Origin of the sequence: Canibacter zhoujuaniae (genome assembly GCF_011752015.1) — a bacterium.
Lineage (GTDB): Bacteria > Actinomycetota > Actinomycetes > Actinomycetales > Microbacteriaceae > Canibacter > Canibacter zhoujuaniae.
This window is the reverse complement of the sequence record NZ_JAAIKA010000002.1, coordinates 179,536-191,662: the sequence shown is the minus strand read 5'-3', so window position 1 is coordinate 191,662 and position 12,127 is coordinate 179,536. Positions and strand designations below refer to the sequence as shown.

10 protein-coding genes are annotated in these 12,127 nt (G+C 54.2%); 1 reads left to right on the top strand and 9 read right to left on the bottom strand.

Annotated elements, in window-relative coordinates; genetic code table 11:
• Window positions 1–181: 181 nt before the first annotated feature.
• The 8 genes from argH to lysA form a co-directional block, all read right to left on the bottom strand.
• Window positions 182–1,612: an argininosuccinate lyase gene (gene argH, locus HCQ99_RS05515; RefSeq protein WP_166987106.1), complete on the bottom strand. Its 1,431-nt coding sequence runs from the start codon at window positions 1,610–1,612 to the stop codon at window positions 182–184.
• The gene (gene argF, locus HCQ99_RS05510; protein WP_166987102.1) at window positions 1,609–2,541 is read right to left on the bottom strand and encodes an ornithine carbamoyltransferase; all 933 of its coding nucleotides are present in this window, start codon (window positions 2,539–2,541) and stop codon (window positions 1,609–1,611) included. The genes argH and argF overlap by 4 nt, the downstream gene beginning before the upstream one ends.
• Window positions 2,542–2,628: 87 nt before the next feature.
• A complete protein-coding gene (gene typA, locus HCQ99_RS05505) occupies window positions 2,629–4,533 on the bottom strand; it encodes a translational GTPase TypA (protein ID WP_166987099.1) in 1,905 nt (634 codons plus the stop codon).
• A gap of 214 nt (window positions 4,534–4,747) precedes the next feature.
• Complete coding sequence (locus HCQ99_RS05500) at window positions 4,748–5,653, bottom strand: transporter substrate-binding domain-containing protein (RefSeq protein ID WP_166987096.1); 906 nt, start codon at window positions 5,651–5,653, stop codon at window positions 4,748–4,750.
• Between the two features lie 145 nt (window positions 5,654–5,798).
• Entirely contained in the window at window positions 5,799–6,569 is a 771-nt protein-coding gene (locus HCQ99_RS05495) for an amino acid ABC transporter ATP-binding protein (protein ID WP_166987093.1), read from the bottom strand.
• On the bottom strand, window positions 6,566–7,516 hold the full coding sequence (locus HCQ99_RS05490) for an amino acid ABC transporter permease (protein ID WP_243854525.1): 951 nt from the start codon (window positions 7,514–7,516) through the stop codon (window positions 6,566–6,568). Before HCQ99_RS05490 ends, HCQ99_RS05495 begins: the two co-directional genes overlap by 4 nt.
• Before the next feature lie 2 nt (window positions 7,517–7,518).
• Entirely contained in the window at window positions 7,519–8,445 is a 927-nt protein-coding gene (locus HCQ99_RS05485) for a transporter substrate-binding domain-containing protein (RefSeq protein WP_166987090.1), read from the bottom strand.
• A gap of 57 nt (window positions 8,446–8,502) precedes the next feature.
• Complete coding sequence (gene lysA, locus HCQ99_RS05480; RefSeq protein WP_166987087.1) at window positions 8,503–9,810, bottom strand: diaminopimelate decarboxylase; 1,308 nt, start codon at window positions 9,808–9,810, stop codon at window positions 8,503–8,505.
• A gap of 120 nt (window positions 9,811–9,930) precedes the next feature.
• Here lysA and HCQ99_RS05475 point away from each other — a divergent pair, with 120 nt between their 5' ends.
• Complete coding sequence (locus HCQ99_RS05475; protein ID WP_166987084.1) at window positions 9,931–11,553, top strand: helix-turn-helix domain-containing protein; 1,623 nt, start codon at window positions 9,931–9,933, stop codon at window positions 11,551–11,553.
• Here the strand turns inward: HCQ99_RS05475 and HCQ99_RS05470 are convergent.
• A complete protein-coding gene (locus HCQ99_RS05470; RefSeq protein ID WP_166987081.1) occupies window positions 11,550–12,110 on the bottom strand; it encodes a hypothetical protein in 561 nt (186 codons plus the stop codon). The genes HCQ99_RS05475 and HCQ99_RS05470 overlap by 4 nt on opposite strands.
• Window positions 12,111–12,127: the final 17 nt, after the last annotated feature.

Below are 12,127 nucleotides of genomic sequence, written 5' to 3'. Positions count from 1 at the left end.
TTAAGCGGTCGGAAACCACGCCAATATAAGGGCTATAAGAATGAGTCGGCCACACCCCCCGACGTAACCGACTCATGTGATAAATAATATCATTAAGTTTTATATTTTTGTTTAATTTATCTTGTGGTCAGGAGAAAAACACGAATAATCGAATAAATTTCGGTTTCTGTTCCGCTCAAAATCAGACTCGTTTTAACTCTTCTAAGCGATCGGCCAGCTGCGCAAGCTGTTCTCGCACACGCTCTGTGGCCGTGCCACCAACACCAGTGCGACTGTTGACAGACCCCGCGATGGTCAAAACTTCACGCACAGCTGGGGTTAAATGCGCACTAATCTGAGCGAGTTCTACGTCGCTCGGCTCGTGTAGCTGCATTTCACGCTCTTCACAAAACGCCACAAGCTCCCCAGAAATTTCATGTGCGTCACGGAAGGCAACCCCCTGTTTTACAAGCCACTCCGCAACATCAGTTGCGAGCGAGTAGCCGCGCGGAGCCACCTCAGCCATGCGCTCAGTGTTAAAGCTTGCGGTTGCTACCATTCCGGTAAACGCCGGCAAAAGCAGCTGCAGCTGCGCGACAGAGTCAAAAATTGGTTCCTTGTCTTCCTGCAAATCGCGGTTATACGCCAATGGCAGCGCTTTCAGAGTGGCCAAAAGACCTGTTAGGTTGCCAATTAAACGCCCTGATTTACCGCGCGCCAGCTCAGCAATATCGGGGTTTTTCTTCTGCGGCATAATCGACGACCCGGTCGAATAACCATCATGCAGCTTAATGAAATTAAACTCCGCCGTATTCCAAACAATGATTTCTTCGCTCAGACGCGACAGATCAATGCCGATCATGGCCAGCACAAAAGCAAACTCAGCGACCACATCACGGGCAGCGGTGCCATCAATAGAGTTTTCAAGCGGCTCGCCCATGCCCAATTCTGCGGCAACTAAGCGCGGATCGAGCCCCAGTGAAGATCCGGCGAGCGCGCCGCCACCGTACGGTGAGCGCACAGCACGCTTGCTCCAATCCGCCAGCCGCTCGATATCGCGCAGCAACGGCCAAGCGTGCGCAGCCAGCTGATGAGCCAACAGCACCGGCTGCGCAGACTGCAGGTGTGTGCGCCCCGGCAAAATTGCGTCTGGGTGTGCCACAGCCTGGTCGTATAGTGCCTGTATCAAATCGCCCAGCAGGGTGCGGATTGAGTCGGCCGCATCGAGCATATACATCCGCACAAGCGTTGCGATTTGATCGTTCCGGCTGCGGCCCGCGCGCAGTTTTCCGCCAAGCTCACGACCAGCAATTTCTACCAGGCCGCGTTCAAGCGCCGAATGCACGTCTTCATCATCTGCAGCGGGCAGAAACTCCCCCGCAGCAACACGTCGCGCCAGTTCATCTAGCGCGCTGTGCATGCCCTGCAGTTCTGTGGCTGTGAGGTAACCACCGTCGTGCAGCGCAACAGCGTGCGCCTTAGAGCCGCGAATGTCATACTGCGCGAGCTGCCAATCGAACTGTGTTGATTTACTCAGGCGTTGCAGTTCGGGGGCCGGCCCGCTCTTAAAACGACCACCCCACAGAGCGCCAGATTCACCAGCACGGTTTCCGGTTCTTGGTGCGTTTGTCATTGCTGTTCTTCTTTCTGCTCCAAGAGCCAACACATTAGGGCTTTTTGCGCGTGCAATCGGTTTTCTGCTTCATCCCAAACAACCGACTGCGCACCGTCGATAACCTCTGCGGCAACCTCATACTCACGGTATGCGGGCAGGCAGTGCATAAAAATTGCATCATCCGCTGCTTGCGCCATCAGCTCTGGGGTTACCCGATAGGCGCCAAAGGTTGCAACACGCTGCTGCTTTTCAGATTCCTGCCCCATCGAGACCCAGGTGTCGGTAATCACAACGTCTGCGTCTCTCACAGCCGCAACGGGATCGCTCAGCACCGTCACGCTTCCGCCAGTGCCCGCGGCAATGCGCTCAGCATCTGCAATAATGTCTGCTCGTGGCCGATACTCAACAGGGCTTGCAAGGCGCACATGCATGCCAGCTGTTGCAAAGCCCAGCGCATATGACTGCCCCATGTTATTGGCTGCGTCACCGATATAAGCAGCTGTCAAACCGGCGAGCGCGCCTTTGTGCTCTTGAATGGTTAACAGATCAGCCAAAATTTGACATGGATGAAAATCGTCGGTCAGCGAGTTAATAACAGGAACCTGCGAATTCTCGGCCATCTCGACGATACGTTCGTGAGCGCCGGTGCGCCACACAATCAGCTTCGCAATGCGCGAAATCATCTTTGCTGTGTCGGTGATTGACTCTTTTTCACCAAGCTGTGACTCACCAGGGTTAATAATCAGCGGATAGCCGCCAAGGGAGGCCACTCCGGCGGCAAAACTCACGCGCGTCCGGGTCGATGTTTTATCAAATATTATTGCGACTGTGGCAGGCCCGTTAAGCGGTTTACGCGCATACGGATCAGCCTTTAGCTCCCGCGCAAGACGCAGCACTTCTGCCTGTTCCCGAGGAGTTAAGTCATCATCTCGCAGAAAGTGGCGCATCCACCGCTCCTTATACTGTAGAAATTAGGGGCGGATCAGCCGCTCGCGTTCAAATAAACAGACGCCGACCGGCCGATCCGCAAGCTGTTAACCCTGTTGCTTGAGCTTGTTTGCGAGCTTTTTGCGCTCGTTCGCATCAAGCTCGACCTTGCGAATGCGCGCGATCTCTGGTGTCACCTCAACGCACTCATCTTCACGCGCAAACTCGAGACACTCTTCGAGTGTGAGCTGCTTTGGCGGGGTCATGGTTTCCATCACGTCAGCGGTTGACGAACGCATGTTCGTGAGTTTTTTCTCTTTTGTGATATTCACTTCCATGTCGTCAGCACGGCTGTTCTCACCAACGACCATGCCTTCATAAACTTCCTCACCCGGCTGCACAAAGAAGGTCATGCGCTCCTGCAGGTTCATAATTGCGAACGGGGTCGCAACACCCGCACGATCGGCGACGATAGAGCCGTTCTGACGCGTGGTTATTTGACCAGCCCACGGCCCGTATCCGTGTGATATTGCGTTGGCAATACCGGTGCCGCGCGTGGTGGTCATAAACTCTGAGCGGAATCCGATTAAACCGCGTGACGGCACAACGAACTCCATGCGCACCCAGCCGGTGCCGTGATTGCTCATGCCCTCCATGCGACCCTTTCGGGCTGCGAGCAACTGGGTGATAGCGCCGAGGTGCTCTTCAGGGGCATCGATAGTTAGGTGCTCAAACGGTTCGTGTACCTCGCCGTCAACAACACGGGTCACAACCTGCGGCTTCCCAACGGTCAGCTCGAAGCCTTCCCGGCGCATGTTTTCAACGAGAATTGCAAGCGCCAGCTCACCGCGCCCCTGCACCTCCCATGCATCGGGGCGGTCGGTGTCGACAACCCTAATCGACACGTTACCGATGAGCTCACGATCGAGACGATCTTTGATCATGCGCGCTGTCAGTTTGTGCCCTTTAACCTTGCCCACGAGCGGCGAAGTGTTTGCACCGATAGTCATTGAGATAGCCGGCTCATCAACAGTGATAACCGGGAGCGGACGCACATCTTCTGTGTCAGCAATGGTTTCACCGATGGTGATATCCTCAATGCCCGCTATCGCGACGATATCGCCCGGCCCTGCGCTCTCGGCTGGGTATCGCGTGAGCGCTTTGGTCAGCATCAGTTCTGTAATGCGCACGTTCTGCGTTGAGCCGTCATGCTTAACCCATGCGACAGTCTCACCCTTCTTGATATTGCCGTGGTGAATGCGCAAAAGCGCAATACGGCCGAGGAACGGTGAAGAGTCGAGGTTTGTAACGTGCGCTTGCAGCGGATGCTCATCGTCATACTGCGGCGCGGGAACCTGCTGCAAAATTGTTTCAAACAGCGGTTCGAGGTTGTCATTATCGGGCAGTTCACCGTCAACCGGGCGGGTGTGGCTGGCGGCTCCAGCGCGCCCTGACAGGTATACGGTTGGCACATCAAGCACAGCGTCTACATCGATGTCGGGGTGGTCTTCAACCAGGTCGGAAGCAAGCCCGAGCAAAAGGTCGTGCGCCTCACCCTCAACCTCTGCAATTCTGGCATCGGGGCGGTCGGTCTTGTTCACTGCGAGAATTACGGGCAGTTTCGCCTCAAGGGCTTTCCGCAAAACGAAACGAGTTTGCGGCAGCGGCCCCTCAGAGGCGTCAACGAGCAGCACTACACCGTCAACCATCGACAGCGCACGCTCCACCTCGCCACCAAAATCAGCGTGACCTGGGGTGTCGACAACGTTAATGGTCACCGGCCCGTTCTGTGCGTGCGCACCGGCGTAGGCAATCGCCGTATTCTTCGCGAGAATGGTGATGCCTTTTTCGCGCTCAAGGTCGTTTGAGTCCATCACTCGGTCATCGACCTCGGTGTGTGCATCGAAGCTGTTCGTCTGCTTCAACATCGCGTCTACAAGGGTTGTCTTACCGTGGTCTACGTGCGCAACAATTGCTACGTTGCGCAAATCTTCACGAGTGGCGAGGGCCATATGTTCCTAACTTTTGCGGCTTTAAGCCCGAAAATCTAACATTCAATTCTAGCAAGAAACCCCTGCGATACTGCCCAGAGAGGGCGGATCACAGGGGGCTCAAGCTGTTTTAGATGTTTTACTGTGACTGTCTCTAGCTGTGTTTCACACTCTCGAGGAAGCTGCGCGTCCGCTTCTGCAGTACAGCTAACACTGCCTATTTTTTCATTTAAAGTTAATGCTCCCCGTTAACAACTGCTTCGGTTACAACGTAATTACCCATACCGTAACGCTCAAGCACCTGCTGATACACGCCCTCATCGATCAGCTCCTGCAGCGCTAAACGAATAGCTTCAATCAGCTCGGTGCGTTCTTTTAGAATGCCCACACCGTTGAATAATGGCTCATAGCCAGCCGGATTCTCCGGATCGGTGATCACATCAAAGGCCTCGCCATTATCGGTTTCAGCGGCTGCATACGCTGCAACACCTGCGTCCGCGATGTATGCCTGCACACGGCCAGCCTTCAGAGCTTCCTGCGCAGCTGGATTGTCTGGCAGTTCTGTCATCTCAATACCGCAGTCCATCTCGCGCAGAATGTTACCCTGCTGGGTGGCCAGCGGCAGTGATACCTTCTTACCGCAAAGATCATTGAGGTTCTTGATGTTGTCGGGGTTACCCTTCTTGACGAGAATGATAAAACCAGCGTTAACATACTCAACAAAACTGAGCACCTGACGGCGCTCGGGGGTGTCACTCATACCCGAGAGAATAATGTCATGACGGCCAGATTCCATCGCCGGGATAACTGAATCAAACGTCTGCTGGTTTAAGCTGACACCGATATCAAGCTTTTGCCCAAACAGACGACCAAGCTCAGCATCAACACCGATAATTCGGCCCTCCTCATTATGAAACTCCATTGGTGGGAAGGGCAGGTCGAGCGCGATGTCAATCTTGCCTTTTGCCTTGATATCTTCCGGCAGCATATCGTGCAGCTTTGAATTTGCGCTGGTGCTCGGCTCATCCGCAATTGGCAGGATCGAGTTGACGCTATCGCTAGCACCGTCTGCGTTTGCGCAACCGGAGAGCAGCAGACCGGCAATTGCCGCCGCAATAACGGAACTAAATTTCTTCTTCATTTCTATAGGCCTTTCTATCGAAATGCATTTGCGGCTTGAAGCCTAAAACTAACACCGATTTTAGCAAGAAACCCCCGCGATGCTGCCGGCGCGGGCGGATCACAGGGGTCTCAAGCTGTTTTTAGATGTTTGGCTGCGACTGTTTCTAGCCGTGTTTCACATTCTCAAGGAAGTTACGCGTCCGCTGCCGCTGCGGATTGCCGATAACCTCTTCCGGGTCACCAGACTCAACCACAACGCCACCGTCCATAAACACAACCTGGTCGGCAACATTTCTTGCGAAACCAATCTCGTGGGTCACCACAATCATGGTCATGCCCTCATCCGCAAGCTCTCGCATTACATCGAGCACATCACCAACAAGCTCAGGGTCGAGCGCACTGGTTGGCTCATCGAATAGCATCAGCTTGGGTTTCATGGCGAGCGCGCGGGCGATCGCAACACGCTGCTGCTGCCCACCTGACAGTTGCGCCGGGTAGTGGTTGGCAAAGTCTGCCAGACCGACACGGCTGAGCAGCGCCATAGCCTCTTCTTTTGCCGCATTCTTGTTTTTACCGTTCAGGCCAACTGGGGCCTCAATGATATTTTCAAGCGCTGTCATGTGCGGGAAGAGGTTGAAACGCTGAAACACCATACCGATGTTCTGACGCTGCTTCGAAATCTCTTTCGGGTGCATCTCATAGATGTTGCCACCCTTTTGGCGATAACCGATCAGCTCACCATCAACAATGATGCGGCCACCGTCGATGGTTTCCAGGTGGTTAATGCAGCGCAAAAGCGTTGACTTACCCGAGCCTGAAGGGCCGAGCAGCACTGTCACTGTGCCGGGGTTAACCGACAGTGACACATCGCGCAACACTTCGTGCGCGCCAAAGCTTTTACGCACACGTCGGATCTCTACAAGTGGGTTTGTCACTGTTCTACCACCTTAATTGCCTCTGTCGGTTGCGGAGCCGGCACAGGTTTACGGCTCTGAATGAAACTGCGCACACGCTGGAGCGGAGTTGGCGGTAAATTGCGGCTTGCGCCACGACCAAAACGACGCTCAAGGTAGTACTGCGGAATTGATAACAGGCTGGTCATCAGGAGATACCAGAGGCTTGCCACAATCAGGAGCTCGACACGTTTGAAGTTCTGTGACGAAATCATAGATGTCGCGGTGTAAAGCTCAACAATCGCGATAACGAACAGCAGCGAGGTGTTCTTCAGCATCGAAATAAGTTCGTTGCCCATTGGCGGAATAATCACACGCATTGCCTGCGGGAGCAGCACCCGCCGGAAAGTGTAGAGCGGTGACATCCCCAGTGAAAACGCTGCCTCGCGCTGTCCCTCATCAACCGACAGCATACCCGCACGCACAATTTCTGAGGAGTAAGCGCCCTGGTTTAGAGTAAGCGCCAGGAGGCCGGCAACGAAAAGTGGAATCAGCTGGTTGGTATCCCAATACAGCGGGGTGCCAGGGATACCAATCATTGGGTAGAGCGAGGCAAGGTAACCCCAGAAGATGATTTGCACCATCATTGGGGTGCCGCGGAAGCCCCACACATACACCCAGGCGACAGACACCAGCACAGGATTGCCAGAAAGACGCATGCCCGCAATGACGATCGCGATCACTGTCGAGATCAGCATCGAAAGCACGGTCATCACCAGCGTTACTCCGATACCGCTGATCACACGTGAGTCAAACAGATACTGACCCACGACCATCCAATCAAGGTTTGGGTTTGTGAAGAATGACCAGGCTAGCAATCCGGCTACCAGCACCACCAGCACCGCGCTCACGGCGCGGCCTGGCCGGCGCAACGGAATGGCCGTTACATCGTCGTCGTGCAGCTTCACGCTGCCGGTTCTTGCGCTCAAAATTAACGCTCCCCGTTAACCACTGCTTCGGTTACAGCGAAGCTGCCCATGTCGTAACGCTCAAGCACCTTCTGATACGCACCCTCATCGATCAGCTCCTGCAACGCTGCACGAACAGCCTCAATCAGCTCAGTGCGTTCTTTTAGAATGCCAATACCAACGAATAGCGGATCGTATCCAGCTGGGTTCTCTGGGTCCTCTATCACATCAAAGGCCTCGCCATTATCGGTTTCAGCTGCTGCATACGCTGCAACAGCTGCGTCCGCGATGTATGCCTGCACGCGACCGGCGTGCAGAGCCTCCTGCGCAGCCGGATCATCTGGCAGCTCTGTCATCTCAATGTTGCAGTCCATCTCGCGCAGCACGTTACCCTGCTGGGTTGCCATCTGCAGTGATACCTTCTTACCGCAAAGATCATTGAGGTTCTTGATATTTTCTGGGTTGCCCTTCTTTACAAGGATGATAAAGCCTGAGTTAACATACTCAACAAAACTGAGCGCCTGACGACGTTCGGCTGTGTCATTCATACCTGAGAGAGTAATGTCATGACGGCCAGACTGGAGAGACGGGATAACTGAGTCAAAGGCCTGCTGGTTTAAGCTGACACCGATATCAAGCTTTTGCCCGAGCAGACGGCCAAGCTCAGCATCAACACCGATAATTCGGCCGTCCTCATCGTAATATTCCATCGGTGGGAATGGCAGGTCGAGCGCGATGTCAATCTTGCCTTTTGACTTGAGGTCTTCCGGCAGCATATCGTGCAGCTTTGAATTTGCGCTGGTGCTCGGCTCATCCGCAATTGGCAGGATCGAGTTGACGTCATCGCTGCTGGCGCCCTCTGAGCTGTTGTTCTCTGCGTTTGCGCAACCAGAGAGCAGCAGACCAGCAATTGCCGCCGCCGCAATGACGGAACTAAATTTCTTCTTCATTTCTATAGGCCTTTCTATCGAAATGCGTTTATGTGGGTGGGATTTTTCGAAACCGTGTTACTCGCCCAAGGCTGGAGCATGCAGCCTGAGCAGGTCTTCATAGGTCTCACGACGAGCAACAAGTCGGTGCTCTCCGTCTTTTACAAACACAATGGCGGGCCGCAGCGCACCGTTGTAGTTGTTGGTCATTGTGTAGGAGTACGCGCCGGTGGTGGCCATCATCACGATGTCTCCAACCTCGGTCTCCGGGAATCCGGCTTCACTTACGAGCAGGTCTCCTGACTCGCACTGTCGCCCAACGAGTTCGGCTGATTTTGTCCACGGCTCGTTCAGTTTGTTCGCAACAACCGCCTCATAGCGCTGCCCGGTGAGGGCCACGTCCATCTGATCTGCCAGCCCTCCGTCGATTGCAACGAAGTTTTTGCCGGTCTCTTTCACGGCGACCACTGAGTAAAGCGTGACACCAGCGCGCGCGACCAGAGAACGGCCGGGCTCTATCAAGACACGGGCTGCACCTGGAAGCACTTCACGCGCCGCATCTGTAATCGCTGCGAGATACTCCTTAACATTTGGCGCTTTTTCTTCATAGGTGTATTTCACCCCGAGCCCGCCGCCAATGTCGTAGGTGTTAAATGTGCCGACGCCACTGATTTTACGTACTGCCTCAGAAAATTGGTGGGTGTTGAGGATCTGTGACCCAATATGCAGATGCACACCCTCAAACTGGAGCAGCTCATGCGCTTGCATGCGTTTAATCGCCTCTGCCGCCTGGTCAAGCGGCAGCCCAAACTTTGAATCGTTGCCGCCTGTCGCCTGCGAGGCGTGGGTTTCTGCGTCAACGCCGGGAATTAAACGCAACAAAACTTTTTGTGGCTTTTTAACCAGGCGCTCAAGACGCTCAATCTCAGCGAAGTTGTCAACAATAATTGTGCCAACACCTGCATCTAGCGCCATTTGAATTTCGGCATCTGTCTTTGCATTACCGTGGAAGTAGATGCGCTCCGGATCGACCTGTGCCGCAAGCGCAAGCTGCAGCTCCCCGCCTCCGGCGATATCAATAGCTAGACCTTCCTCATGCGCAAGCTGATACATCGCGACAATCGGCAGTGACTTTGATGCGAAAAGCACATCTGAGTTCGGCCATTGCTCGTGTAGACCATGCCGAAAACGAGCCGCCTGATCCCGCAAACCCTGATCGTCAAAGACGTGCAGCGGAGTGCCGTATTCTGCAACCAGTTCGGTCACAGGCACGCCACCGAGTGTTAATACACCGTCCGCAGTCGCAGCTGCATTCTCAGGAAACACTTCCCACAGCTCGCCTAAGCGCGTCCCTTGCGGTGCAGGTTGCTGGAGATTATTCGCCATTGATCCTCCGAGTCAGAGCTTCGTTACTGTAACTGTTATAAACACTCTATTACCTTTTGGGGCGTATATTCATGTAGAAATAATATAAATTTTACGAGAAAATTAAGGTATAACTACAATATGGATGATTCAAGCACTCTCACCGAGACCAACACCCCCGGCTCTGTCTCAATCGCAGAAATACTCTCAACACTCGGCGCCGACTTAGTTTCTCCGTTCACCCCCGTAGACCCTAATCAGTTGGTCACAGAGACCGACCTCTATGACACACTCGGATCCCCTCCCCGCATTAGCGGCACCCTGCTGCTCGCCCCCATGGCACAGGAACTAACAAGTCAGGCTTTTTCTGAGCTGCTCAGATATGCACGTGAACACAAGTGCGCCGCTGTCGCAATCAAAATTACGTCGGAGCGCAAAGATGAATTTCAGGCGCTGGCCAAAAACGCCAGCTTTTCCGTGCTGCAGGTAGCCACAGGCATCTCCTGGTCAACATTTGAAGCTCTCTTAAATCGTCTAATCGGCGAAAACTCGCGCACCGCAACCGTCTCGATAGACCGTTCACGCGAACCGTTATTTGGTCTCGTAAACGAGCTTGCGTCGTTTTTCGGCGGCTCAGTGGTGATTGAAGATCTTGGGCGACGAATTCTCGCTTATTCTTCAGTTCCCGGGCAGGCAATTGATCATTTAAGAACGGAAGGCATTCTGCTGCGCAAAGTGCCAGAGTCGCCGTTCAATAATCCGCAGTATCGCGAGCTCCTGCAGAGTCAGACGGTGTTGTTTTTCGGCGAGCAGGGTCTTGAGCTGCCCCGCACTGCTATCCCTATCCGCGCTGGCAACGTGCCCTTGGGCAGCATCTGGGCCATTGACCCACGTGAGGAAGGAAAGCACAACATCGCAGAAACAGAGGAGCGTCTGCAGGCCGCTGCATCTCTTGCGGCGTCCTATATTATTGACGCGCTGCACCATCGGCAGGCAACTCAAATCCCCCGTGAGCAGCGTCTACGCACGCTCATCAGTGGCACCGGTGTGCAGGGCGGCGAACTGGCCGAGCTGGGTTTCTTTCCGGATCCCGGCGTCGAGCTAATTGCGTTAGACCCCGACGCGAAAGACAACCCAAACCTGCTAGCCCAGCTGCACGCCGCCGCACAAAACCAGATCTCTTCATATCTGCCTGAGGTTGTAACTGCGGTGGACGGGCCTTATGTTTGGATCCTCCTACCCAACAACGAAAGTTTTTCGGGAGCGAAATTAATCCCCCGGCTACTAAAGATAACCGACAAGGTGCTCGGCGATAGGGTGCGCGCAGCTCTGCCCGGCACCTGCCGCTCAGATACCGCAGTTACCGACTTGGCGAAGCTAGCGAATCAACTGTTTCGGGCGGATCAACGCTACCCTGCCCCAGCACCGCGGCGTATCCTCACGCCGACACAGCTCACCCCGATAATGCTTTATCAAGAAATCGCGCAAGTCTACGAGATGAATCCGCAGCTGCTTCGTGAAGAGTTGAGTGAGTTGATAGAGGAGGAGCCAGTCGTTGCCCACACTCTCATGATTTGGTGCGCTAATCGCGGCAATGTAGCCGCATGCGCCAGAGATTTGGCTGTGCACGAAAACACCGTCCGCAGTCGCTTGCAGCGGATTGTCAACCACTACGGGCTTGCGCTAGACGATCCCGACGAGTTTTTTATGATCTGGGCGCAACTGCGCACACTGCGACAGCTGCCCGCAGATTACTCTGTTTAGCGCTGAGTCTTGACGGCAGCCTCAAGCAAACCCCAAATTTCGTTATAAACCTCGGGAGCAGCAGAGCACACAGTGTCCGGTTTCATCACCTCGAAAGATCCGTTTGCAGCAACTTTAAAACCAAACTGCGCACGCATTTCTGCGCATGTTGCTGGGAGCGACTCAATGAGGTCAGAGCGCAGAATCACCTGAGTACCGTCAGGAATTTCATAGCGCACACTGCGGCCAAATTTACTCGATATATCAACGGTGCGACCGAGCTGTGCAATATCAAGCTCGAATGTTTGACCGGGGTCAGCCTGCGGGGTTGCAGCCACGGGCACTTCCTGCACCTTCGGCACAGCCGGTTTAGCCGTAGAATTTTTCTCGCTGCTTTCCTCGTCTGATTCTGATTTTGCAGTATCAGACTGTGTTGTCTCGGAAGAATTACCCCCGCTGTTATTAACCGCATTAACCACGAAAAAGGACGCGAGCAACGCCAGTACCGCGATTACTGCAACAATAATCCAAGGTAAGAACTTCTTACGAGCTTCTAACTCTGCAGCTGAAAAATTCACGTTCCTAAGCCTACTAA

Excerpts from the sequence above, each read along its gene's own strand:
- argH (WP_166987106.1), bottom strand. The coding sequence starts at position 1,612 with ATGACAAACGCACCAAGAACCGGAAACCGTGCTGGTGAATCTGGCGCT.
- argF (WP_166987102.1), bottom strand. The coding sequence starts at position 2,541 with ATGCGCCACTTTCTGCGAGATGATGACTTAACTCCTCGGGAACAGGCA.
- typA (WP_166987099.1), bottom strand. The coding sequence starts at position 4,533 with ATGGCCCTCGCCACTCGTGAAGATTTGCGCAACGTAGCAATTGTTGCG.
- HCQ99_RS05500 (WP_166987096.1), bottom strand. The coding sequence starts at position 5,653 with ATGAAGAAGAAATTTAGTTCCGTTATTGCGGCGGCAATTGCCGGTCTG.
- HCQ99_RS05485 (WP_166987090.1), bottom strand. The coding sequence starts at position 8,445 with ATGAAGAAGAAATTTAGTTCCGTCATTGCGGCGGCGGCAATTGCTGGT.
- lysA (WP_166987087.1), bottom strand. The coding sequence starts at position 9,810 with ATGGCGAATAATCTCCAGCAACCTGCACCGCAAGGGACGCGCTTAGGC.
- HCQ99_RS05475 (WP_166987084.1), top strand. The coding sequence starts at position 9,931 with ATGGATGATTCAAGCACTCTCACCGAGACCAACACCCCCGGCTCTGTC.